Source organism: Lactococcus sp. FSL K6-0773 (assembly GCF_038006485.1).
In the GTDB taxonomy this organism is placed as follows: domain Bacteria; phylum Bacillota; class Bacilli; order Lactobacillales; family Streptococcaceae; genus Lactococcus; species Lactococcus lactis.
The window spans coordinates 843398-868326 of record NZ_JBBOVF010000001.1 but is presented as its reverse complement, the minus strand read 5'-3'; the positions used below and the strand labels follow the sequence as shown (position 1 = coordinate 868326).

General features: G+C 31.9%; 19 protein-coding genes and 1 pseudogene. All 20 read left to right on the top strand.

All coding sequences use genetic code 11. From position 1 onward, the window contains the following. Positions 1-199: 199 nt before the first annotated feature. The 20 genes and pseudogenes from MHB61_RS04165 (at position 200) to MHB61_RS04070 (ending at position 24865) form a co-directional block, all read left to right on the top strand. The gene (locus MHB61_RS04165; protein WP_003131418.1) at positions 200-1099 is read left to right on the top strand and encodes a DMT family transporter; all 900 of its coding nucleotides are present in this window, start codon (positions 200-202) and stop codon (positions 1097-1099) included. Positions 1100-1179: 80 nt separating this feature from the next. Then, positions 1180-2271, top strand: a complete 1092-nt coding sequence (locus MHB61_RS04160) for a hypothetical protein (protein WP_010905619.1) — start codon at positions 1180-1182, stop codon at positions 2269-2271. Between the two features lie 53 nt (positions 2272-2324). After that, on the top strand, positions 2325-2972 hold the full coding sequence (locus MHB61_RS04155; RefSeq protein WP_137016186.1) for an HAD family hydrolase: 648 nt from the start codon (positions 2325-2327) through the stop codon (positions 2970-2972). A 153-nt stretch (positions 2973-3125) separates the two neighbouring features. Beyond that, positions 3126-5081: a DNA topoisomerase (ATP-hydrolyzing) subunit B gene (gene gyrB, locus MHB61_RS04150; protein ID WP_003131421.1), complete on the top strand. Its 1956-nt coding sequence runs from the start codon at positions 3126-3128 to the stop codon at positions 5079-5081. A 105-nt stretch (positions 5082-5186) separates the two neighbouring features. After that, a complete protein-coding gene (locus MHB61_RS04145; RefSeq protein WP_003131422.1) occupies positions 5187-5375 on the top strand; it encodes a hypothetical protein in 189 nt (62 codons plus the stop codon). Positions 5376-5587: 212 nt separating this feature from the next. Next, positions 5588-6325 (top strand): class I SAM-dependent methyltransferase, encoded by a 738-nt coding sequence (locus MHB61_RS04140; protein ID WP_003131423.1) that lies wholly within the window; start codon positions 5588-5590, stop codon positions 6323-6325. Between the two features lie 132 nt (positions 6326-6457). Then, complete coding sequence (locus MHB61_RS04135; protein ID WP_003131424.1) at positions 6458-7111, top strand: DUF4767 domain-containing protein; 654 nt, start codon at positions 6458-6460, stop codon at positions 7109-7111. A gap of 149 nt (positions 7112-7260) precedes the next feature. Continuing rightward, complete coding sequence (locus tag MHB61_RS04130; protein ID WP_012897558.1) at positions 7261-7725, top strand: MarR family winged helix-turn-helix transcriptional regulator; 465 nt, start codon at positions 7261-7263, stop codon at positions 7723-7725. Continuing rightward, positions 7718-9262, top strand: a complete 1545-nt coding sequence (locus MHB61_RS04125; protein ID WP_021214567.1) for an MDR family MFS transporter — start codon at positions 7718-7720, stop codon at positions 9260-9262. Before MHB61_RS04130 ends, MHB61_RS04125 begins: the two co-directional genes overlap by 8 nt. Further along, a complete protein-coding gene (locus MHB61_RS04120; RefSeq protein ID WP_014570501.1) occupies positions 9262-9981 on the top strand; it encodes a DUF4811 domain-containing protein in 720 nt (239 codons plus the stop codon). Before MHB61_RS04125 ends, MHB61_RS04120 begins: the two co-directional genes overlap by 1 nt. A gap of 764 nt (positions 9982-10745) precedes the next feature. Further along, positions 10746-11072, top strand: coding sequence for a helix-turn-helix domain-containing protein (locus MHB61_RS04115; RefSeq protein WP_003131428.1), 327 nt, complete (start codon positions 10746-10748; stop codon positions 11070-11072). Positions 11073-11179: 107 nt separating this feature from the next. Beyond that, positions 11180-12088, top strand: coding sequence for a phosphodiester glycosidase family protein (locus MHB61_RS04110; protein ID WP_010905625.1), 909 nt, complete (start codon positions 11180-11182; stop codon positions 12086-12088). 23 nt (positions 12089-12111) lie between these two features. Then, a complete protein-coding gene (locus MHB61_RS04105; RefSeq protein WP_003131430.1) occupies positions 12112-12396 on the top strand; it encodes a hypothetical protein in 285 nt (94 codons plus the stop codon). Between the two features lie 152 nt (positions 12397-12548). Beyond that, positions 12549-12884: an ion channel gene (locus tag MHB61_RS04100; RefSeq protein WP_324187053.1), complete on the top strand. Its 336-nt coding sequence runs from the start codon at positions 12549-12551 to the stop codon at positions 12882-12884. Continuing rightward, positions 12881-14281 carry an ATP-binding cassette domain-containing protein gene (locus MHB61_RS04095; protein ID WP_003131432.1) on the top strand — a complete coding sequence of 467 codons (1401 nt, stop codon included), beginning with the start codon at positions 12881-12883 and terminating at the stop codon, positions 14279-14281. The genes MHB61_RS04100 and MHB61_RS04095 overlap by 4 nt, the downstream gene beginning before the upstream one ends. Next, positions 14281-15090, top strand: coding sequence for an ABC transporter permease (locus tag MHB61_RS04090; protein WP_137016182.1), 810 nt, complete (start codon positions 14281-14283; stop codon positions 15088-15090). Before MHB61_RS04095 ends, MHB61_RS04090 begins: the two co-directional genes overlap by 1 nt. A gap of 21 nt (positions 15091-15111) precedes the next feature. Next, a complete protein-coding gene (locus tag MHB61_RS04085; RefSeq protein WP_014570505.1) occupies positions 15112-16554 on the top strand; it encodes a hypothetical protein in 1443 nt (480 codons plus the stop codon). Further along, a pseudogene (locus MHB61_RS04080) lies at positions 16535-19993 on the top strand (CDP-glycerol glycerophosphotransferase family protein). Before MHB61_RS04085 ends, MHB61_RS04080 begins: the two are co-directional and overlap by 20 nt. Continuing rightward, positions 19986-21617: an XcbB/CpsF family capsular polysaccharide biosynthesis protein gene (locus MHB61_RS04075; protein WP_137016180.1), complete on the top strand. Its 1632-nt coding sequence runs from the start codon at positions 19986-19988 to the stop codon at positions 21615-21617. Before MHB61_RS04080 ends, MHB61_RS04075 begins: the two are co-directional and overlap by 8 nt. Before the next feature lie 44 nt (positions 21618-21661). Beyond that, positions 21662-24865 (top strand): CDP-glycerol glycerophosphotransferase family protein, encoded by a 3204-nt coding sequence (locus MHB61_RS04070; protein ID WP_058225907.1) that lies wholly within the window; start codon positions 21662-21664, stop codon positions 24863-24865. The last annotated feature ends 64 nt before the right edge of the window (positions 24866-24929 follow it).

Sequence of the window (24929 nt, the reverse complement as noted above, 5' to 3'; positions counted from 1 at the left end):
ATTGATAGTAAAATAATGTAAAGATTTAACAAATTTTCTGCAAATCTTTAAGATACACACTCCTTGTTTGATAAAATATTAAGCTATTCTTTTAACTCCATTATGTCTTAAACTCACTAATAATCGAGAACGTAATTTATAAAAACATAATGATGATTGAACCCTAATGAACCCTCTTGATGTATGGTATAATATAAAAATGAATGTAAAAAAACAAATTTTTAAAGGCACACTTTATGCAGTAGTTGCCGGTTGTATGTGGGGAATTTCTGGCATTTTTGGTCAGCTTTTTTTCCGTGATTATCATGGTAGCCCGCTTTGGATTACATCAACACGTTTAACGATTGCTGGTATTATTTTATTGGCCATGTCTTTTTCGCGAGACCATAAGCGTTTTTTTGATGTCTGGAAATCAAAAAAGAATATGCCAACCCTCTTTTTGTATGTTTTTGGTGGGGTATTTTCTGTTCAATATTTTTATTATGTGGCCATTCAACTTTCAAATAGTGCTACAGCGACAATTTTACAATATACAGCACCTGTTTTTATTATGCTTTATTTACTCATTTTTCAACGTCAAGTACCAAAACCCAAATCGGTCTTATTCGTCATTTTAGCAATGATAGGTGTTTTTTTGTTGATTACGGACGGAAATATCAAACATTTATCAATCAGTCCCCTAGCTCTTGTAACAGGCCTTCTCGCTGGTGTAGCTGTTGTTATTTATTCAATCATCCCTCGGCCATTATTAGATAAATATGGCGCACTTAATATGACAGGTTGGGGAATGATGCTTGCGGGGATTGCCTGTAATATCTTCTATCCAGTTTGGCGTATTGATTTTCGAATTGAACCCTTGTCAATTTTTTATGTTTTAACAATTTCTATTGTTGGAACAGCACTGGCTTTTTTATTGCTTTTAAGAGCCTTTCAATTGATTTCACCGCTTGTTGTTTCTGTTGCAACAGCTACTGAACCATTGACTTCTGTTTTTTTAAGTATTCCATTATTTGGCTTGAAATTAACCCCACTTGAATTACTAGGAATTGTTATGGTCATCGTTTCTGTTATTCTTCTATCGAAATCAGAACAAGCTTAAAAGAAACCTAGGGGTTTCTTTTTTTAAAACTGTTTTATTAGAAAATTCTGATATAATATTTTTATTAGGAGAGAATTTTTATGGAAGAGTATTATTTACCATCGGAACTTAAAACGGACGTTTGGAAGTTAGCATTTCTTTGGTCAATTTTTATATTTTTGTCTTTTTTCGAGAATTTTTTTATTCAGGAATCTATCAATTCTGAAAGTTTGCGCCATATTATTTTAAGTTTATTAATTGGACTATTACTTATATATTTTTTGATATTTCTCATCAATCATTCTCGACGAAAGTTGGTCATCATCAACGAAGAAGGAATTCAATTACGGCTATTATTTCGTGAAGTTAAGATTGAGTGGAGAGATATCCGAGGAATGTATGTTCGTTCAGGTGTATTATATATTTGTGAACAAACTTCATTTAATCCTGTCTATATTGAAAAGAAAATTTGGTATAAACGGCTAAAGTTTTATCAAAATTATTTTGACCCAGGTCACAATTTAAAAATTGTATTGTCGATACAGGGCTCTATCATATCTATGGATATTAATGAACTTTCTATTATTTGTGAAGAAGTATGGTTAAAACAGAGTGGTTTTGAACAAAGGGATTTATTTACAGAAAATCCTTTTGAAAAAATTGATGAGGCCACTAGAGCAAGAAAATTAAATCCTTGGAAAAGGATTCTACTTTATGCTGTATTTTTTATTATTGCTCTGGGAGGTTTAATATTTAAAGATAAAATTAAAGAAACCTACAGTTTAGTGGATAATCAAGTTTATTATGTTGTAGATTCAAAAACAAATAATGTACAATTTGCCTTTGAAACTTCAACTTTTGAAAAAAAACAAGAAGCGAGTATTGTTACTGACAGAGCTATGAGAGAGCTTAGTTACTATTCAGAGGATTATTTCAATGATATTGAGAGAAAATATTATGATCATCAATTATTAACGGGAGAAAATTTTGCAATTGTAGCTGCAAGTCATCCAACTTGGTGGAAACAAACCTTTGATTTCAGTAGATATGTTAAGAAAAATCAACTTCAAAAAATTACATTAACGAGTATAAAAAAACCACTTTTAAAGAATTATTTAACAGCACAGATGGAACTAACTCAGAATCAATTTAAAGGTAAAAAATTTCCAGTTAAAATTTTGAAAGCAAACTAAAAATATCCATTTCTGACAAAATGTTAGCTACTAAAGTGTGTTATAATATTAACATGGACTACGAAAATTATATGTGGGATTTAGGCGGAACTTTATTGGACAATTATGAAAGTTCTAGTCATGCATTTGCTGCAACGCTTTGGTCAATGGCAGAGCGTGTTGTTTTGCGCACTGATGTATATGATGCGCTAAAAGTTTCAACGGCTTACGCTGTTGAAAAATATGCCAGTGATTTGCCAGGCTTTTTGGAAGAATACAAAAAGCTAGAAGCAGAGGAATTAGAAAAACCAATTCTCTTTTCCGGTGCTAAAAAAGTACTGACAGACCTATCAGTAAAAGGAAATAAGAATTTTATGATTTCACATCGAAATCATCAAGTTCTGACAATTCTGTCAGCAGCTGAAATTGATTCATATTTTACAGAGGTTGTCACGTCTGATAATGGCTTCAAACGAAAACCAGCACCAGAATCAATTAACTATTTGTTAAATAAATATAAACTCAATCCAAAGAAGACAGTGATGATTGGCGATCGTCCTTTAGATATTGAAGCAGGAAATGCTGCTGGGATATCAACAATTTATTTTGATAGCTCAACAGATTCAACTCTGTCAGGACAAGCGATTAACACTGTAAGTGATGGTTCGCTTAATAGCAAGCCAACTCACATTATTCATCAGCTGACAGAGATTATTTTGTAATCTTAAAAAAAATGAATTAATGATAAGCAGATTTTTAGTCAAAATTGCTTATTTTTTTTACAAGTTTGAGTGACAAAATACCATGCACTAGAGCTAAAATCGCTGATTTATGGTATAATAGTAGTAAGTTTTTCATAGAAATGAGAGTTAACTTTGAACGAAGAAAATAAAAATTTAGAAATGCTTGCAGACGAATATGACGCCAGTCAAATTCAAGTACTTGAAGGTCTTGAAGCAGTACGTATGCGTCCAGGGATGTATATTGGTTCAACCTCAAAAGAAGGGTTGCACCATTTAGTCTGGGAAATTGTTGACAATTCAATTGATGAAGCACTTGCAGGATTTGCAAGCCATATTGAGGTTTTTATTGAGCCTGATAATTCAATTACTGTTGTTGATGATGGACGTGGAATTCCGGTTGATATTCAAGAAAAAACGGGTCGTCCAGCCGTGGAAACAGTCTTCACAGTGTTGCATGCTGGAGGTAAATTTGGTGGAGGCGGCTATAAAGTTTCTGGTGGATTGCACGGTGTTGGTTCATCTGTTGTTAATGCTTTGTCAACAGTACTAGATGTTACTGTTCATAAAGATGGCCAAAAATATTATCAAGAATATCATCGTGGTCTCGTTGGAGATGATTTAAAAATTATTGGTGAAACTGACCGTAGAGGGACAACTGTTCACTTTGTACCAGACCCAGAAATTTTTACAGAAACTGTTGAATTTGATTTTGATAAGCTTGCAACACGTGTTCGTGAGTTAGCCTTTTTGAATCGCGGTCTTCGCATTTCCTTAACAGACAAACGTGAAGGAAATGAAAAAAATGAAGTTCACTTCCATTATGAAGGTGGAATTCAGTCTTATGTTGAATATTTAAATGAAAATAAGACAGTCATTTTTGAACCAGCAATTTTTACTGAAGGTGAAATGGATGGAATTGCTGTTGAAGTAGCAATGCAATATACTGATACTTATCATTCAGTAGTGATGTCCTTTGCTAATAACATCAACACTCATGAAGGTGGAACACATGAGCAAGGTTTTAGAACAGCCCTTACTCGTGTTATTAATAATTACGCAAAACAAAATAAAATTCTTAAAGAAAACGAAGATAATTTAACTGGGGATGATGTCCGCGAAGGATTGACAGCAGTTATTTCGGTTAAGCATCCTAATCCACAATTTGAAGGGCAAACCAAAACAAAACTTGGGAACTCAGAAGTAACAGGAATTGTTAACAAACTCTTTGCGGAAGCTTTGACAACATTTATGTTAGAAAATCCACAAGTTGCTCGTAAAATCGTTGAAAAAGGGATTTTGGCAAGTAAAGCAAGGATTGCAGCAAAACGTGCGCGTGAAGTGACACGTAAAAAATCAGGGCTTGAAATTTCCAACCTTCCTGGTAAATTAGCTGACTGTTCATCAAATAATCCAGAACAAACAGAATTATTCATCGTCGAAGGAGATTCGGCTGGAGGTTCGGCTAAATCAGGACGTAATCGTGAATTCCAAGCAATTTTACCTATTCGTGGTAAGATTTTGAATGTGGAAAAAGCAACGATGGATAAAATTTTGGCCAATGAAGAAATTCGTTCTCTATTCACTGCAATGGGAACTGGTTTTGGAGCAGATTATGATTTGTCGAAAGCACGTTATCACAAACTTGTTATCATGACCGATGCCGATGTCGACGGAGCACACATCCGTACGCTTTTACTAACACTCTTCTACCGTTATATGCGCCCAGTTGTTGAAGCAGGGTATGTTTATATTGCTCAGCCACCAATTTACGGTATCAAAGTTGGTTCAGAAACAAAAGAATACATTCAACCAGGTGAAAATCAAGAAAAAGATTTACAAGAAGCTTTAGCACGTTGGGCACAAGGAAGAACAAAGCCTACTGTACAACGTTATAAAGGTTTAGGGGAAATGGATGACCATCAACTTTGGGATACAACAATGGATCCTGAACACCGTTTAATGGCACGTGTATCTGTTGAAGACGCAGCAGAAGCTGACAAAATCTTTGATATGCTCATGGGAGACAGAGTTGAACCTCGTCGTGAATTTATTGAAAATAATGCTCAGTACTCGACAATTGATGCATAATATAGTAAAAACAACTCATTTTTGTTTGAGTTGTTTTTTTATTGAACATAATGTTAGCGCTTTATCGAAAAGTGTAATATAATGAAGTCAAGAAGGAGGTGGATTATGCCTGAAATAAACCCCAAATTAAGCAATGAGCAAATGAAGGAACTTGAAGATGAAGCACTCCGAAATGCAACAGTTGGTACGCAAACAGGAATTCAAGATACCTTTGAAAAGACCACAAGTAAAGCTGAGGAGCTGTTTAGTGAAGCTTCAAAAGCGCTCAAAGAAGTTGAAGAGAAAGAAAAGTAGGTTCTCCTACTTTTTATTATTAAGATGTATTTATTTATCTACTTAATGATTTTTTAAAGTGCTTATGATAGAATATGACTATAAAATATATAAAGATAATTAATCGAATTATGAAAGAAGATAGATGAACAAAGGAATTATTGCTCAAAAAATTGTAGTTTCCATGTAAATATTTATAAAATGATGAACTATATTTACATGGAGAATGAAAAATGAAACAAAATAAATATGATAATGAACGTTTTTTCAAAAATTATGCATCGATGTCAAGGTCCCAAAAGGGATTGAAGGCCGCTGGTGAATGGTCTGAATTAGAAAAACTACTCCCAAATTTTCAGGATAAAAAAGTTTTGGATTTAGGGTGTGGATATGGATGGCACTGTAAATATGTAGTCAATCATGGAGCTAAAGAAGTAGTAGGAATAGATCTTTCACACAAGATGCTTGAAGTTGCTCTTGATATTAATAATGATAAAAAAATTACCTATCAACAATCTGCAATAGAGGATATTAACTTTCCTGCAGATACTTTTGATGTTGTGTTTAGTTCATTAGCTTTTCACTACATTTCAAATTTTGAAGACCTGGTCTGCAAAATTTCAAAGTGGCTTAAAAAGAATGGTGAATTTATTTTCTCTGTTGAACATCCTCTCTATACCTCATCAGGGAAACAGGATTGGTGCTATGATGCAGAGGGTAAAATTCTTCATTTTCCAGTTGATAATTATTATTATGAAGGAAAACGTGAAGTCAATTTCTTAGGTGAGCCAATTATTAAGTATCATCGGACATTAACAGGCTATATAAATTCTTTGTTAAGTTCTGGTTTTGAACTTACTAATTTAATTGAACCCAAACCTCCTATAGAAATGAGAGAGCTTGAAGAAATGAAAAATGAGATGAGACGTCCAATGATGTTGCTTATTTCTGCAAGAAATAAAAAATCATAGTCATAAAGTAACTATAATAAGAGTTCCTATTCGAATAAAGTATGGGACTCTTATTTTTTATTTAGTTCGTTTAATGATATTAGTAGTTTTTTAATTACTTTTGAAGTAAAATTGTAGTTAGGAGAAGAAAAGATGAAAAAAATATATCTTGTTGCAATTTTTTTTGTAGCAACACTTGGAATGTCAGCCTGTAGTTCAAAACAAAATTCTCAAACAACAAAAGAAAGTTCTAAAAGTAGCCAAAGCTCACGAAGCTCTTCAATAACTCAGAGCACTTCGAGTACTACCCAGTCATCAAGTATTATTAAAGAGTCCTCTTCATCAATAGAAAAATCAATTTCCCCCTCAACTTCTACACAAATAAGAAAATGGAATCCAGAAAAAAATCAACGTCTTGCAGAGTTTATGTCAGCGTGGGGGATAGAAATGGGACAATCTTACAGTCAGTATGGTCCTAATCACAATCTTAATTTATATGGTCTCTCTATTCCTTGGTCAGTTATAGATAATAATTCAACTTGGAAAGCAGCAATAAATAATCAGCCTATTGAATTAAAATGGTCAGAAACGGGAGAAGATTCAGGAGGATATCAATTAGTTGATGTTTATTCAGATATGAATGACAAAAACTCTGGTGTTAATCATGTTTATCTTTTTGTTATTAAATCAGGAAATCCCATGGTGCTTTATACCGCACAAAATCAAGGAAATACAAATAATTATTTATATCTAAAAGAAACAGAGAATAATGAATTAAAAAATGCCTTCGCACGAATTGTTGGATAATTTTAAAAATAAAAAAGCCTATTTTGGAATAGGTTTTTTTATTTTAAAAAAAAAATAAAAACTAAAAATTTTTATTCTTGACAAAAGATAGTGAACGGATTATAATAGTTAACGTCGTTAGTAAATATTACCGTTAGGGAGGAGTGAAAATGGATTACAATAAGGCAGCGGAGGTTTTCCTCACAACTGTTATCAAAAGAGGAAAAGCAGAGATGATGCACCGCTTTAATACCTACTCCCAAGGGGAGCATTTGGTATTGGGCTATCTTTATAAGGAAGCTGGTAAGCAAATTGTTCCAAGTAAGATTGCAAAATTTACGCATACAAGTACTGCAAGAATTGCGACAATCTTGAATAATCTTGAGAGTAAAAATTTAGTTACCCGTGAGATTTCAAGAACAGACCGTCGAAAAATTTTAGTAGCCATTACTGATAAAGGACGTCATGTTGCGGAAGAAATTCGAGTAGAAGCTTGCTCAAATTTAGCACGCGTTTTTGAAGAAATGGGTGAAGAACGAACAGAAAGTTTCATTGAAAATTTCAAATTATTTTTAGAAATTGGAATGAAGCTAGCTAAAGAAGACAAAGAAAAAGAGGAGGAAAAAAATGCCTGATACATACGAAAAAGATTACCATTTAGATATACATGGTAAACATTATAGCCGAATCGGAATGCTTATTTTGATTCTGGTTGGTACATTTGGAGCCATGTTGATGCAAACATCACTCGGGACAGCAATTCCAACATTGATGAATGACTTCAACATCTCCATGTCAACAGCACAACAAGCAACAACATGGTTTTTATTAGCCAATGGGATTATGGTTCCTATTTCAGCATATTTAGCAACAAAATTCCCTACACGTTGGCTTTACGTAACAGCATACGCAACTTTATTTATCGGAATGTTTGTTGCTTACTCGGCTCCAACATCAAGCTGGTGGGTTTTCCTAGCAGGTCGGATTCTGCAAGCTATTGCAGTTGGGATTACAATGCCTTTGATGCAAGTTGCCCTTGTTAATATGTTTCCAGCTAAACAAATGGGAGCAATCATGGGGGTTGCCGGAGTTGTTCTTGTCCTTGCGCCAGCCTTAGGTCCAACATTTGCAGGTTGGTTAATTACTCATAAATTTAACCTTATCTTTTGGACATTTGCAGCAAGTTGGAGAACAATTTTCCTTATTCCAATGATTGTTGTCGGAGTTGTTTTCCTTATTTCAATCTTTGCAATGCGTGATGTTATTCCGAACCGTCCAATGAAATTAGACTTCTTGTCAGTTTTACTTTCAGTTGTTGGTTTTGGTGCTTTCCTATGGGGATTCACTAATGTTGCAACTGACGGATGGGGTAAATTCAACACCGTTATCGCCCCAATTGTTGGAGGGTTGATTATTATCTTCCTCTTTGGTTTACGTCAACTTAAAATGGACGATCCATTCCTTGATATTCGCGTCTTTAAAATTAGACAGTTTACTTTGGTAACTCTTGCACTTGCTTTAAGTACAATGGCAATGATGGGTGTTGAAATGATGCTTCCTCTTTACCTTCAAGATGTTCATGGACTTTCTGCCTTTAATTCAGGTTTGGTTCTCTTACCTGGGTCATTAATGATGGCTGTTGTTGCCCCACTTGCTGGTGGAGTTTATGACCGAATTGGTTCAAAACGTCTTGCGGTGATTGGTTTCCTCGTTTTAGCACTGGGAACTATACCATTTATGTTCTTTACAGCTACGACTCCTGATCACTTTGTTACTCTTCTTTATGGATTACGTATGGTTGGTGTTGGTATGGTAATGATGCCATTAACAACTAGTGCCATGAATGCAGTTCCAGTTAATGAAGTCGCTCAAGCAACAGCTTCAAACAATACAGCGCGTCAAGTCGCGTCATCAGTTGTTGTTGCCCTCCTTTCTTCAGTCGCTCAAAATGTAATTACTAACAATATGCCTGCTTCATCATTAAAATCAACAAATCCATTGCAATTTGCAAATAAAGCAATCGAAGCAATGTTACAAGGTTACCACGCTTCATTCGCAATTGGACTCGTCTTTGCCATTATTGGTATCGGAGTTGCTCTCTTCTTGAAGAGTGGTCGAATGATTTCTGGTGTCCCTGTTGAAGAACAAGACTTGAAAGGAGAAAATAAATAATGCTAATTATATTATTATTGGTAGTGTTTATGATTGGAACTTTCTTTGGTTTCATGTTTATAAAAAACACAATCGCTCATTGGTTAGTTGGTGGAATTTCCTTTCTCTTATTAGCTGGTTCTGTGACCATGCTAACTATGCATATCAGAGATAACTGGGGAATGAAAGAAGTAACAACTTCAACTACGCACCAAATTTATACTGCTGGAGATAAATCAGCTCCTTATGGAATGATGATTAAAGCAGAAATTGGTAAAAACACTGATAATTATGTCTTTGTTTACCGAAATAATGAAAAATCGGAAAAAGCCGACACTAATTTTAAACCTGATGAAAAACACATTTCAGAAGCTGTTAAAAAATCAGCGACTTATAAATTAGTGGATGATACTAAAGCAACAGTTACAACTAAAACGACAAGACGCGTTTGGTCATCTGACTTTTATAAATTACTATTTAGTGTAGGTGGTGAACAAAATGAATTAGTTAAACAAAATTCAGTTGTTTCAGTACCTAAAGATACATGGTTAGTTTTGACTCAAGATCAAGTTAAAAAATTGAGTCAAGAAGCTCCAGCAATGCAAAAACAAATGGAAGCTCAACTTAAAGCTGACCCACAAAAAGCGGCTCAACTTGCTGCACTTCAAAAATCAAATCCAACAGAATATGCTAAGATGCAAGTAAAACAAATTAAGCAACTTCTTGGAATTACTGAATAAATAATAAAAAGACTTCAAAATTATTTGAAGTCTTTTTATTACATTAAAGTTAAGTAAATATAAATAAAACAAAGAAAGTTACTTTTCGTTATTTTTCTTGACAATAAATGAAACTAATAATACAATTGATAAATAAACGCAACTTAAAATTCATGTGTAGTAAAAAAACCTTAAAAAAATAACGAATAATAAAATTATCGCTTGTAAGGTAATGCGTTTTTATATAATTGTTTATTTTTTTTTAATATCTAGCTGGTCATAATGATATAATATTAGAGGTTTTACATTACCAGGAATTCATCAGGTATGTTAACTAATAGCTTCGTGAATAAAATAACTTATTAAGAGTGGAAATATTTACAAACATTTTGTACAATGATGTACTGGTATTTCTTAAAATTGCATTTATAACAAACTATGTATCAATAATTACTATAGTCTAGGCCTTATTTAGTAGGGGTTTTGGATTTTTTAAGAAATTTCAAGGGTGATTATTTTAAAAGTTTCCGAAAAATTTGTGTTTTTCGGAAACTTTTTTTATACTCTTTTATGATTTTACTGGTAAAACAACACAAAATGTAATAGTTAAATTACTTAGATTGCTTTTACTTTTCTCTAAAGTATCTTGATAAATTAAGTGTAGTCATAAACTTAGCTCTATCTCAGGATTTACAATATTATTTGTATTCATTACATTACGATAATTTCCGAAAAACACAAATTTTTCTGAAATAAAAAAAATGTAATAAAGGAGTTTGATTAAAGTGGTAGAAAGTATTTTTTATAATCAATTAATTAGTTTAGCGCAAAAGCATTGTAAATCTATCAATAGGGTAGAAAAAGATTTAGGTTATCCAAGAAATGCTTTACATAACTATAAAAAAGGAGGATCTATTCCTTCAGGGATAAGATTAATGGAACTTGCTAATTATTTTGATGTTACTCCCGAATTTTTAATCGGTAAAGATTCACTATTAAAGAAAAAACAGGATCTTACGAGTAGAGAGATATTTGATAACATGTCGTTATCACAGCGGCATGAAATAGCCGAGCTTTGTCAAGAATGGTTATTATCACTTCCTTATAATTAAGTTAGAAAAATAGTCTAGTTTAAATATAAGAACTTGCTGTTAAAATTATTTACTAAAAATACCAGAAATAGTTTTAAGGTATAGATTAAATAAAGAAAGAAAAGTTGATGTTTAAAAAAATATTGTCAAAAAGCTTAGTTATATTATTTTTGGTAGTAATTATATGCTTTTTGCTAATCCTATCATTAGGGCACATACACGGCAGAAGTAAAAAAAATTCAGCAGTACAAACTCAACAAGTAAAAAAAACCTCAAAATCAAATGGTTATAGTCTTTCAGATTCTCAAATTTCAAATTCTGATAGATTAAAAGAAAATGATCAACCAGATATTTCAGTAGAAGATACAGGTAAAGCTGGTTGGCTTCAGATAGTTTCTCAAGGATCCGGAAAAAAATTTACAGATCTCTCAGATGGTAACTTTAAAATATATAAAGCCCATAGTCCGCAACTCTTGAAAACAGCAACCTCTGCCGATAGTCCCGTGATGAGTATGTCAGAAGTTGTAAGTAAATATCCCAACAGTTTAATTATGAACGCTTCGGGTTTTAATATGAGTACAGGTAAAGTTACAGGATTTCAAATTAACAATGGAAAGTTATTTAAAGATTGGAATTCCGATAAAAGAGCCAAAAATGCTTTTGTTTTTAACAAAGATGGTTCAGTGAAGGTATATGATTCATCAACGCCAGCAAGTAAAATTTTGCAAAATGGTGCTGAGACGAGCTTTAGCTTTGGTTCAATCTTGATAAAAGATGGTAAAAGTTTACCTAGTGACGGAACAGTGAATTGGGAAATTCATTCTTTTTTAGGGAATGATAAAAATAATAACATCTATTTAATAATTTCAGATACTAGTACAGGCTACCAAGCAATCATGTCAGAACTTCAAGCTCTTCACTTGGAAAATGCCATAGTAATGGACGGGGGAGGTTCTAGCCAGATGTCATTAAATGGACAACCAATTTATCCGAGTCAAGATAATCGCTCGGTAAATGACTATATTGTTTTGAAATGATAGAGCTAGATTGACGAATAAAGATGATTAAAATAGACACCAGTAAAGAAAGTCGTTGGAGAAAAGTTTATGGCGTTTTTCTGATAGCTGCAACAATTATGATTCTTCTACTTATTGGAGGAGAACTTTTTGCTTTTATAGATATAGATAAGCCTCCTTATGATTGGATTATCAATACAATGATTTTCTTCTTCACAGTGGACTATTTATGGCGCCTAAAGAGAGCAAAAAAAAAATGGAAGTTCATTAAAAATAATATTTATGATTTAATTGCAATTTTACCATTTAGTTTTTATTTTCTATCGTAGGTTTAACTTCTTTCATCAGCTTGGGACAAATTTCAAAGTTTGCTCTTATTGGTCGCTTGATAGGAATGTTTGGAAAGTTTAATCGCTCCTCTAATCGATTTTTAAATACTAATAGTTTTTATCAAGTTGCTAATATTGCGGTAGCGATAATAATGACAGATAGTTTTGTTTTTTCCCTTTTCGAAAAAATTTCTTTTGGAGATGCTGTATGGTGGGCGATTGTAACGACAACGACAGTTGGTTATGGGGATTTTTATCCTAAAACTATTGTTGGGAAATTTGCAGCAGCTATTTTGATGTTTTTGGGGATTGGTTTGATTGGTTATCTTACATCAACAATTACAAATTATTTTACAAATGATATGGAACAAAAAGAAAAAAGCCAAGAGCTCGAACAAATTTCAAAAATAGAATCACTAGAAAGAAAAATAGATTTACTTGTCAATAAAATAGAAACCTTAGAAGGAAATAATAGAAAAAATAAATGAACACCAATAAAGTAAAGATAAAAGCTGAATATCTAACTAAAAAATTTGAATTGCTTCCAGCAAAAAGTAGTAAAAATAAAGCCAAATCATTAATAGGATCTAATAGTAAAAACGAAAAAGACTTCTGGGCTTTAAGAAATATAAGTTTTGAGATTCGAGATGGTGAGTGTGTAGGAGTAATTGGATTAAATGGTGCAGGGAAATCTACACTTTCCAATATCATTAGTGGTCAAATTGCTCAGACTACTGGACGGGTGGAAATAAATGGTGATGTATCTATTATTGCAGCTAGTGCAGGGATGCAAAATAACCTTTCTGGTCGTGAAAATATTCGTCTTAAGGCGTTGATGGTTGGGCTGACTAATAAAGAAATTAAGTCAAAAATGGATGACATCATCGAATTTTCAGAACTAGGACCATTCATTGATCAACCTGTGAAAACATACTCATCAGGGATGAAAGCTAAGTTAGGCTTTTCCATTATGGTTCACCAAAATCCAGATATTATGATTATAGATGAAGGGTTATCTGTTGGAGATAAAACCTTTGTAGATAAATCTCAAAAGAAAATGTTTGAATTTCGAGATGAAGGAAAAACAATTCTTCTCGTATCTCACGATATGCGCACAATAAAAGAATGGTGTGATCGAGTAATTTGGTTAAATTATGGGGAAGTTAAGGCTTACGGAAGACCAGAAGAAGTCATTCCTGAATATGAAAAATTTGTTCAATGGTTCAAAAAACTTCCTAAAAAAGAACAAGAAAAATTTAAAACTGATCAAAGGCAAGCACAACTTGATTATTCTGTTGAAGAGTTAAAAGCGGAGATTGTGAGCCAAAATCCTTCTAAAAGTAGAAGAGTTCAAAGAGAAGTAACAGAAGAATTAAAAAATAAGAAAGACAATCATAAATTATCACTTATGTCTAAAGTTATTGTTTGGCTTTGCCTTCTTGCATTTATATGGATTACCCTTGTTTCTTTAAGCAATGCAACTTTGGCAGAGTCTTTGAGACATCCTAAAACATTTTTTACTGAACGTCTTTTCAAATCAGATACCAGAAATATGACTTCAACAACAAAAAAAGAAGCTGTAGTTAAAACTTCTTCAAGTCCAAAGAAAAAAGTATCTCAAGCTAAAAAGACTACAAAAGTTTCATCTACTCAGAAGAATACGAGTTCATCAAGCTCAACATCAAATCAAAATACGTATATCGTCCAAGCGGGAGATTCATTAAGTATTATTGCCGAAAATCATGGGTATTCTGTTGAGGAAATTCAACAAGTAAATCCAGGAGTAGACTTTAGCGTCATTCATCCAGGACAAGAAATAAATCTACCAGAACCAACAACAAGCGCAAACTCAACAACAGAACAATCAGACGGGGCCAATCAATAATGAAAGATGCGATTCTTTACATCAAAGAACAAATTAAATATTTCCGAATAGCAGTCAATCTATCAAAATATAGTACAAAGAGTACCTCAATGCAAAACCGTTTAGGGCGCTTATGGGAGATTCTTGATCCCTTGGTGCAATTGGCGATAAATTACATTATCTTTGGTATTTTAATGCACCGTTCTGCACCCGCAGGGTTACCGCCTCTTTCTTGGATGATTATTGGGATGGGTGTTTATTCTTTTGCTCAACATATCATCGTAACAGGTTCCAAAAGTGTCTCAACTCAGTTTAAAATGACTGCTAAAATGAAATTTCCAGTAAGTATTATGCCAACCGCTTCGATGATTGGGTTCCTTACGGAATTTTATATCATGGTTGGCGCTGGACTTGTGATCGCAATGTTTTCTGGATATTATCCATCGCTTTATTGGTTGCAATTACTATATTACTTACCAATGTTAATTATTTTTTCTCTTTCATTGTCATTATTATGTTCTTCAATTGAAATTGTATTTCCTGATTTTAAATTCTTTTTAAATTATATCTTTAAATTTTTGATGTATGGTTCAGGTGTTATTTTTGATTTAAGTCAATTCAAAATTATACCAAAATTTTTAATCCAAGCACAAATGGTAGATCCTTTTTACTATTTGATAGAGGGGTTTCGAGATATTGCTTTTGGGCGAGCTTGGTTTTGGCAAAAAGGAATATTTAATGTAAGTTTTTGGTTGCTCACTATATTTATATTAATTGTAGCAGCTAATTTCCATATGAAGATTCGTGATAGAATCTCAGATTATTTGTAATTTAAAAGACAGGATTTGATTATGAGTGTAAGAAAAGCAGTAAGAAAAGCAGTAAGAAAAGTATTACCTAAAGAATTTAGACAGAAATTAAAAGAACAGTTCAAAATTAAGACTGAGGCTGACGAAGAAAAAACTACTAGAACCAAAGCAAAAATAAGTTCAATTAAATCGGAAACGGTTGCTATTTTTTCAGATAATTTGAATGTCATTTTTGAAAATGAGAAATTTTCGGAAAATACAAAAATCTCTATAAGAAAAAGAGGAAAAGTAGAGCAAGAAATTATAGGTGGAAACTATTCTTCTTCAAAAATTATCATCCCAATAGAAATTTTTTTGGGTGAATTGCAAAAAATGGAAGAAAAAATTGAACGTTTTGATTTTTTTGCAGATTTCGGTAATGGTCATTGGATTCGTTTGAAATCTATGTTGCCTAAAGAGTCAAATCAGTTCGCTTATCAAAATGTTTCTGATGATAAAGTAGAATTAATAAAAATTTATACTACTCTTGATGGGTATTATGCTTTAGCTTTTAATAAATTTGATGAAGGTCTAGTACTTTATGAAATTGATGAAGAACTAGAAATACTTAAATTAAAAAACTTTTCTAACAAAGAAGATAAAGAATTATTGACATCTCATGGTAAACTTCTTTTGAATAAAAATTCAAAAGAAGATTTATCACTCTCCATAAATGAAATTATCAATTATAAAAATCAACAAATAGACGAACTTAATTTTGCACTTTTGGAAGCAAAAACAGTGATTCCTTTAATAGGTTTGACAATCACTTTATCAAGTAATTTGATTCAAAATCTAGTAAAAGTGCAGGTAGTAACAGAAAAATTCCCAGTTATCGAAGCTATTAAACAAGAAAATAAAATTATTTTGAAGACTCAAAATATGATTATTGGTTGGAATAATTCTTTGAGTGTTGTTGCGAAACGATACAATAAAATTACAACACTTTCTGCATCAGTCAGTGAGAATACGATAACGCTTGAAAACAGAAATGAAGACTTAATCAAAGATTTTGCATCGACACTTTACATTTGCAGAAACTTAGAAGAAGATACATCTGTTTTATCTAAACTAGTCATTAACACTCCAAATGAAGAATCAGATATTCTTATCGCTCAGTTGGAAGATGATAAGTTCAACTTTTTGCAAAAAAATGGAAATTTTGATTGTCTTTTTGATAATGAAGATTCAAAAACTTTGCTTTTGTCTAATCCTGCATTTGAGGTAACGGCTGTTTACCTTAGATATATAGAACGTCCTGTTTTTAAGAAAATTGAAATTAATAAAATTGGTGACTATCACATTGAATCAGAGTCTTTAAAAAACAAAGAATTTTTGAAAAATTTTATTGGGCTTCATATTGTCTATCAAGTGAGTGATAAATTTTATTATACATATAAAAAGATCTCAGATCTAATTGTACAGGATGAATTGGAGGCGTTATAATGGAAGAAAAAAATTAGCAATTATCGTTCCAATCTATAATGTAGCGGATTATTTAAAAGATTGTTTGAATAGCTTACTTAAACAAGGGGTTCCAGAGAAAGAGCTTCAAATCATTTTAGTTGATGAAGGGTCAACGGACAATAGCGCTCAAATTGCTCAAAAATTTGTTGAAAAATATCCTAATTTCTTCGAATTACATCAGTTTGAAAATGCGGGACTAGGGGCTGCGCGTAATAGAGGGACAAGATTAGCTCGCGCAAGGTTTATCACATATGTTGATTCAGATGATATAGTTGCTCCGAACAGTTACGAATATATGCTCGGTATATTAGAAAGAACAGGAAGTCAAATTATAACCGGAAATGTACACCGTTTTAACTCGAAAAAGGAATGGCTTAATAATATTCATGCCAGGAGTCATTTGGGAGACTTCGAAAACACGAGCTTAAAAGAACATCCTGAATTAATCTGGGACTCAACTTCATGGAATAAAATTTTCTGTTTAGACTTTTTGAAAGAAAATAATTTATATTTTCCAGAAGGAGTTTTATATGAAGATATTCCTATGATAAATCCTGCATTTGCAGCTGCTAAAAGTATTGATATTGTTAAAAGAATGGTTTATTTGTGGCGAGCAAGAGAAGGATCTATTACAGAATCTTCGACAGATGCAAAAGCTGTGCTAGACCGTATCACGATAACTGAAATCGCCTTAGCTGGACTAAAAAAATATAATGCTCCAAATGAAATATTAGATATACTGTATTTGAAATCTCTAAATTTGGGGATAATATCAATGTTAAGAAAAGAAAAGTATGAGTATATATCGCTTGAAAGAAAGCAAGAATTATTTAATTCCTTAAAGGAATATCTTGAAAAGTTTCCTTCTGATACATTATATCAAGCAAAGTTTGATAAACTCATCTATTTTGATAAAGTTCTGAAAGCCAAAACTCAAGAAGAATTTGATGAAATAACTTCTAAATATCTAAAAAATGAAATCGGCTTTTCTGGATACTGGAATGATGCTGGACAGTATGTTTTGAAAAGTGATTATTCAGATTTAGAAAAAATTGTGACATCAGATGATTTAGAAATTCATCCAAAAATAGAAGAAGTTGTATTTGAAGATGATTCATTAAAGATTCAAGGATATTTCTATGCAAAATACTCAGATATGTCTGCACCTGAAAACGTAAAAATATTAGGAATTTCTGCTTTATCAGATGATGGAAACACTATTAATGAGATTGTAGGAGAGAAAAGGAATTTTGAAAATCAAAGAATCACTGCAAAATTTGGTTATAATCTCAATCATTTTGTAAAAGACGGTGCTGATTTCAACTATGATTATTCTGGATATGAGCTAAAAATTCCACTTAATCATTTAGAGTTTGAAACAACTAATTCCCTTGCTTTTGTATTGGAAGTAGAGATAGATGGTTTGAAATTTGAAGTACCTATCAAAAATCCGATTTCAGGTGATAAGCCGCGTCCTAAAGTTGGATTATCGAATGCACAAGTATTTTCGGTTTCCTATAAAACCGATTGGAGTTTGGTTCTTTCGTTAAAAGAGAGAAGTGTAGAAGAACTTTATTTTTCAGAAGATGGTAAAGAGCTACGGATAAAAGGAAATGCCACTAAAATTGCTTTGAAATCTGGAAAAACAAAATTACCTTTAAAACTTGTTGGTGGACGGGTGATGATTTCACAAGCGGTTCAAGAAAAGATTAAATCGTTTGATAAATCTGTATTTCATTGGTGGCAATTTATTACTTACGTTAATGGAAAAGAAAAGTCAATTTATTATTCTGGTTTTCCTAAAAATTTCCAAAATGACAGTAATTTAGAAATCCTATTTTCTAACAATGGGGTAGCGACTCTTGGTATTTCTTATCTCTATCCACTTGTAGAAAAACTACAAGTTGAAGAAAATGTTTTAAAATTAGCTTTTAGTCTCAAAGGTTGGATGACAGAAGCTACAAAGGTACAGATAGTTGCAGATCCTACTTTGTCAATGATTTGGGAAACCGAGAAGATGAATGAAAACTTGTATCAACTTTCCTTACCGTTGACATTAGATGGTTTTTCAGATAAAGAATGGCTTAATTTTCACGTGCGCCTGACCTTTAATGATGGTTATCAGACAAATGAGTTGTTACGTTGGGGTAAAAAAGAGTTTGCATTGAAAAATGAATGGGTGTCGGCAAATGGTATTGGTTGGTTTTTCCGCTCTGTTGAACAAAAAGAGCATGGGGCATTTGCAATAAAGCGAACTGCTGATAGAGTGTTTCAAGAAAAAGTAGGAAATTTAGAATATGTTCTACAAGAAAAATATCAAAACTGGTTAAAGGAACCTGTTCTAAATGATTATATTATGATGTCTTCATTCTGGGGTAGAAATAATCACTTTAATGATAATCCGGAAGCTTTGTATAGGTATATTGAGAAAAATTATCCGAATATGACGACAATCATTGTCCTAAAAGATGCCATCCGTTCTTATCCAGAGTATCCAAATGCGAAAATAGTTTCTTATGGTACAGCAGATTATTGGTATTATTTGGCACGCTCAAAATATTTTGTTAATAATGTAAACTTTACAGAACCTCCTCGAATAAAACGAGAGGAACAAATTGAAATTCAAACGATGCATGGAACGCCATTGAAAACATTGGGATTTGATGTTCTAGGTGATTGGAAAGATTCAACATATAATGAAGTGCTTAGAAAAAATGGTAATTGGGATTATCTTACTGTCCCAAGTGATTGGGTGGCCAACTATGCACTAAAAGCATTCAGAGTTTCTCCTCAAATTATAAAAAGCGGTTATCCAAGAAATGATAAACTTTTTATAGATTACAAAATGTAAGAAAAAAATGTTATGAAACTTGCTATGGGGCTACCAATTGGGAAGAAAATAGTTGCTTATACACCTACTTGGCGCGATAAAGATGAAACTTCGATAAATAACTTTTTAAACGTTCAAGAGTTTTATTCAAAAATACCAGAGAATACAGTGATTGCTATTAAGAATCATCATTATCAATCGTGGAAAAAGATTGATAAACGATATGCAGATAAAATCATACTGTTGGATTCAAATACAGAAATTGAACAACTTTATCATATTTCAGATGCATTGATTACAGATTATTCGTCCGTGATGTTTGATTATAGTTTACTTAATAAGCCAATGATTTTTTGGGTGTTTGATTATGAAACTTATGTTAAAAATCGAGGACTAAACTTTGATTTTATCGCTGAAGCTCCTGGTCCAGTAATTTTCCAACAATCTGAATTATCGAAATGGATAGAAAACTTTAATAGCATACCAAATGAATTTTCAAATAAAATCCAAAGTTTTAGAAATAAGTTTGGTCAATATGATAGCGGTGATGCATGTGAAATTATTTTGAAGAAGGTGTTAAATGATTAAAGTACTATCCTTTGGCTGTCCTGCTACAAAAGATATATTAGATTATAATCCATTTAATAATAATAGAAACTATTCTTTGACTTACCACAAAGGATATCAAGCAATTCCTGAGTTAAATTTACTTTTAGATGAGATTGTTCCAGATAGTACAAACGTCGTGCTCTTTGATTTTGTATCAGAAGCAATGTTTGGAACTGTTTATCAAAATGAAAAAGTTACAACAAGAAATTTTTGGATAAAGAACTGGGGGAGTGAGCAAGTTTATACTTCAACGGATTTTGAAGCTACATTTGGAATTTGGAAAAAGGAAGTGGCTAAATTTATTCAATATTTTCTTGAAAAAAATATAGTTTTGGTATTAAACTCATTTCGATTTTCTCCTGAAATGGTAATAGATAATGAGAATCCTCAACCAACTTCAAAAGAATATCCAACAATTGAGAGACAAGAATACTACAATCAATTTCTCCAAAAAGCAGAGAAATATGTTGAAGAAAAATTTCCACAAGTAAAAATTATTAAATTTAATCAAAGTAGTAAAGTGGAAAAGAACCATCCGATTAAAGCTTATTCTTTTTATCTTAATGAAGATTATTATTTAGATAGCTTTGTACAATTTGAAACGTTGATAAAGGAACGATTTCTAAAAGATGTTACTGATTATAATCACGTTACCTCGGAAGAAGAAATTTATTTTCAGATGGGAAAAAAAAATTATTCCTTTTTAATTCAGAACGAATTTGAAAAAACTGATAATATGTTGGTAACTGCTTGGAAGAAAAATGACTCTGTAGAGCGTAAAATATTAAATGAGTCAGCCCTTGGAGACTATATCTTAGATGGAAAGTATGGAAATACTTATCGTTTTATACCCAGGAAATCCTTCTTTAGAAAAGAATTGAAAGAATTTATAACTGCTTCGGGGAATAAGATTTTTTTTACTGATAGAAGAGATGAAGTAAGAATGAAATCAGAAACATCTAAAAAAATCGTATTTTATTTTATGCCTATTTCAGGTGGAGTAGATTGGAGATCAGCCAATGCAATGAATAGATTGATGCCTTACTATTTTAAAAATCTTTCTAGAAGCCTAATTAAGAATACTATCATTATCCGTATAGCTGATATAAATGGCGTAAGAGGTTCTGGATATACAAATAGTTATAATTATGAAAATTATGAAAGCGATTTGTCCGAATTTATAGAAGAAATGATTTTAAGGTATATAGTAAATAGAAAGGATGTTGTGTTATATGGAGTATCCAAAGGTGGAGCAGGGGGATTATTTTATGCAGCAAAACACAACCTTAATTCGGTAACTGTGGACCCGTTAATTTCAAAAAATTATTCAATTAATTATGAAAATGATACTTATCTTTTTCATAAAATATCAAAAGATTTAGATTTAGTACCAATCATCAACGAAAAGTTAGAATTTTTGCCAGCACATAATTATGTTATTGGTAATCATTATGTTAAAGAGACATGGGATGAGATATTAAGACTAAAAGGAGTTCAAATTTTTGATATTGATGATGAAACAGTGAAGATACATCGAGATATTTCTCCTAATTGCGTTCCTGAACAACTTATGCTAATAAATAGATTATTGCTCAATATATAGTCTAGTATAAAAGTTCTTATGAACTTAAGAAAAAGAAAGAAAAGATGAAAAATTTTGTACCAAGAGAATATTATTCTCGGTTTTATGAACAAAGTTGCATTAATAGTGACACCATTCTCTATGAAAGTAGAGATGGATCAACCATCTCAGATTCTCCTCTGGCGCTTTTCTTATCACTTGCTAATAACAAGGACTATACTAATTTTCAACATGTTTGGGTTGTTATGGATAAATTATCTAGTTTGAATCTAATCAATGTTCCAGAAAGTTTAAAATCAAAAATACTTTTTGTAGAGCGGAATTCTAAAGAGTATGTTGACTATATGCTCACTGCCAAATATTTAATCACAAATTCAACTTTTCAATCATGGTTTTCTAAAAAGAAAGAACAAGTCTATATTAATACGTGGCACGGTACTCCTTTGAAAGCAATGGGATTTGATATTGAAAATCAGTTAGGGAATACTCAAAATGTCTTAAGAAATCTTTTAATGACTGATTATTTTCTCTCTCCTAATCCTCATACAACTAAAATTTTTGCAGGTTCTGGTTATAAGATGCGAGGAATTTACAAGGGAGAGATTATAGAGTCGGGTTATCCAAGAATTGATTTGACTAAAGAAACTTCAAGTGATGATGCCAAAAATTTATTAAAAGAACTAGGAATAGAGTTGGACTCAAATCTTCCAGTGGTTGTTTATATGCCAACATGGCGAGGAAATGATACACAAAATCCATCTGATTCAATTGCTCAAGTCATTGCTGAATTGAAGTATTTAAGAAAAGAATTTTTGGGTAAGTATAATATTATTTTAAAAGTCCATCCTTATCTTTATAAAAAAGCTAAAAATTATAAGGAATTGAGTGGAGTTTTAATTGATGATGCGATGGATGCTAATCTTGTATTAGCTGCAACGGATATTTTAATTACAGATTTTTCATCGGTATTTTTTGATTATTTAGTTACTGATAAGCCAATAATTTTCTATGCTTGGGATCAGGATATATATTCTGAAGATAGAGGGATGTATCTTGACATGGCTGAACTACCAGCTCCTATTTTAAAGACTGTCATTGAAATTGCTGATTATTTGTCTGATATTGACCAACTTTCTCAAGATTATCTTGGTAAGTATCTACGAGCGAAAGAAAAGTACGTTCCTTATGATGATGGGAATGTTTCTGAGAGAATTGTAGATTATATATTTAAAAAAGAGAAGTCAAGTCAGTTAGTTGTTAAAAAAATTGATTCTGAGAAAGAAAAATTATTATTTTATCCGGGAAATTTGGATAATAATGGGATTACTCAATCATTTATCAATCTAACAAATGCTCTTGATTATCAAAAATATGATGTGACTGTATTTACAAATACTCCTAAATCTCATTTTTTTCACAATTATCAAAAATTAAATAAAAATATTAGACTAATTTTTAGAACTGGTTCCCCAAACTTTAGTGAAAAAGAGCAGATGTTACATGATAAAATAAATAAATCTGGGCATATCACTAGTCTTCCCGAGGTTGCCTTTAAACGTGAGGCTCATCGATTATTTTCTGGATTGTCCTTTGATAAGGCGATTGATTTTTCCGGTTATAGTTTTTATTGGAGTAAGTTTGTAGCTTTTTCGGATTCTAGAGTCAAGATGATTTTTCAGCACAATGATTTATACGCTGAAATGACAAAAGAAATTGATGGAAAGTTTCCTCATAAAAAACTTACAGGAGTTTTTGAACTCTATCATTATTTTGATAAAGTGATAAGTGTTTCAAAAGCTTTAATGACTATTAATTCTCATAAGTTATCAAAATATATTGAAGCAGAACAACTTGACTATCTGCCTAATTTGATTTTTTTAGGAAATGATTTTGTTAGCGAAAAAAAAGAGGAAGCTCTTTTTAATTTGAATGGTATTTATTCTTTCATAAATTCAGAGATTCGGATTTTTCAAAATCCAAAAGTTAATTCCGTATTTGAAGTTAAATCGTTTTCTAAAAATGAGATTGTAAAAGTTTTATCGACTAAAAAAGTTCAGGATATAATTTTTGTAAAGATTTTAGTTAACGATATCTACCTTGGCTGGGTTGAGTTTTCTGAACTTAAGTTTTCGGGTAACGAAACAAAAAAGGTAGTGAAAGTAAAAAAAGTCGCAAGCATTGTAAAGAAACAAAATTTCTTAATATATCAGAATATACCCAATTTTTTTCCTGGGGAAAAAGATGAAGCAGTTACGGAAACAAAATATGTCACTCAACAATACTGGTTTGTGAATAAAGTTTTGTTCACCAAACAAGGTAAGGTAGCTTATATCTCTAATGGACTGGGCATAAAAGGATGGGTGCGTTATGGTGCTTTAAATAGATTTCATAATCTTGCGAATAAACCATATCTAGCATTGGGATTTTTAATCCATAATCTTCGCAATAAATGTTTGACCTCAAGTAAAATTACATTTGAGAAGTATCAGTTTAAGTTAAGAAAAAATAGTACGAGTTACTATTCGAGACCTAAAGGTTTGAAGTTTAGTAAAAAGTTAGAAGCAGGTTTCTTAAATCAATCGCTAGATTATTCAACGGATGAACAACAGATGGTAAAAGGGACTTGGTGGGTAAAAACTTATAATAATGGTAAATTTGTGTGCTGGTTGAAACTAGCAGATATTGAGTTAATCGATGGTATAAGTTCGATAAATAAAAACGAAAACTCTTTTGATGATATAATCCAAAAAATTATGTCTGATAAAAAGGATAAAATTCCTCAATTCGTAAATGTTGCTCGACTTTCTCCTGAAAAAAATCAAAAAGTTTTAATAGAAGCTTTCGCAAAATTGAAGACTACAGGAGTGGAAGCTAAACTATATATTTTAGGTTCAGGAATATTAAAAGAAGAGTTAGAAACTAAAATCATTGAATTAAATTTAAGTGGTTCAGTTCAACTTTTAGGGCATATGGAGAATATTAGAAACTTTCTGTCATTGATGGATTATTTTATATTTCCCTCTCTCTATGAAGGACAAGGAATGGCTTTGCTAGAAGCCATGTCTGTTGGACTTTTGCCAATTGTGAGCGATATTCCTACATCCAGAGAGATTGTGGCTGGAGGAAATTATGGGATTATTTCTGAAAGTAATGATGAACAAGGACTTGCATTAGCAATGATGAAGGCATTAAAAAAAGAAGAATTTTCTAGTTTTGACTTGGAATCTTATAATCAAAATGTGATAAATAGGATTAAGTTGATTTTATAGATTATGCACTACATTCGTAGGGCGTTAGGTTTAAATAGAAAGTCAAAAATGAGGAGAAAAAAGT

What these genes read in the sequence shown, in the direction of transcription:
- MHB61_RS04145 (WP_003131422.1), top strand. Translation starts at nt 5,187, where the DNA reads ATGCCTGAAATAAACCCCAAATTAAGCAATGAGCAAATGAAGGAACTT.
- MHB61_RS04155 (WP_137016186.1), top strand. Translation starts at nt 2,325, where the DNA reads ATGGACTACGAAAATTATATGTGGGATTTAGGCGGAACTTTATTGGAC.
- MHB61_RS04120 (WP_014570501.1), top strand. Translation starts at nt 9,262, where the DNA reads ATGCTAATTATATTATTATTGGTAGTGTTTATGATTGGAACTTTCTTT.
- MHB61_RS04095 (WP_003131432.1), top strand. Translation starts at nt 12,881, where the DNA reads ATGAACACCAATAAAGTAAAGATAAAAGCTGAATATCTAACTAAAAAA.
- MHB61_RS04140 (WP_003131423.1), top strand. Translation starts at nt 5,588, where the DNA reads ATGAAACAAAATAAATATGATAATGAACGTTTTTTCAAAAATTATGCA.
- MHB61_RS04135 (WP_003131424.1), top strand. Translation starts at nt 6,458, where the DNA reads ATGAAAAAAATATATCTTGTTGCAATTTTTTTTGTAGCAACACTTGGA.
- MHB61_RS04085 (WP_014570505.1), top strand. Translation starts at nt 15,112, where the DNA reads ATGAGTGTAAGAAAAGCAGTAAGAAAAGCAGTAAGAAAAGTATTACCT.
- MHB61_RS04100 (WP_324187053.1), top strand. Translation starts at nt 12,549, where the DNA reads ATGACAGATAGTTTTGTTTTTTCCCTTTTCGAAAAAATTTCTTTTGGA.
- MHB61_RS04130 (WP_012897558.1), top strand. Translation starts at nt 7,261, where the DNA reads ATGGATTACAATAAGGCAGCGGAGGTTTTCCTCACAACTGTTATCAAA.
- MHB61_RS04165 (WP_003131418.1), top strand. Translation starts at nt 200, where the DNA reads ATGAATGTAAAAAAACAAATTTTTAAAGGCACACTTTATGCAGTAGTT.
- MHB61_RS04160 (WP_010905619.1), top strand. Translation starts at nt 1,180, where the DNA reads ATGGAAGAGTATTATTTACCATCGGAACTTAAAACGGACGTTTGGAAG.
- MHB61_RS04090 (WP_137016182.1), top strand. Translation starts at nt 14,281, where the DNA reads ATGAAAGATGCGATTCTTTACATCAAAGAACAAATTAAATATTTCCGA.
- MHB61_RS04125 (WP_021214567.1), top strand. Translation starts at nt 7,718, where the DNA reads ATGCCTGATACATACGAAAAAGATTACCATTTAGATATACATGGTAAA.
- MHB61_RS04105 (WP_003131430.1), top strand. Translation starts at nt 12,112, where the DNA reads ATGATTAAAATAGACACCAGTAAAGAAAGTCGTTGGAGAAAAGTTTAT.
- MHB61_RS04070 (WP_058225907.1), top strand. Translation starts at nt 21,662, where the DNA reads ATGAAAAATTTTGTACCAAGAGAATATTATTCTCGGTTTTATGAACAA.
- MHB61_RS04075 (WP_137016180.1), top strand. Translation starts at nt 19,986, where the DNA reads ATGATTAAAGTACTATCCTTTGGCTGTCCTGCTACAAAAGATATATTA.
- MHB61_RS04110 (WP_010905625.1), top strand. Translation starts at nt 11,180, where the DNA reads ATGTTTAAAAAAATATTGTCAAAAAGCTTAGTTATATTATTTTTGGTA.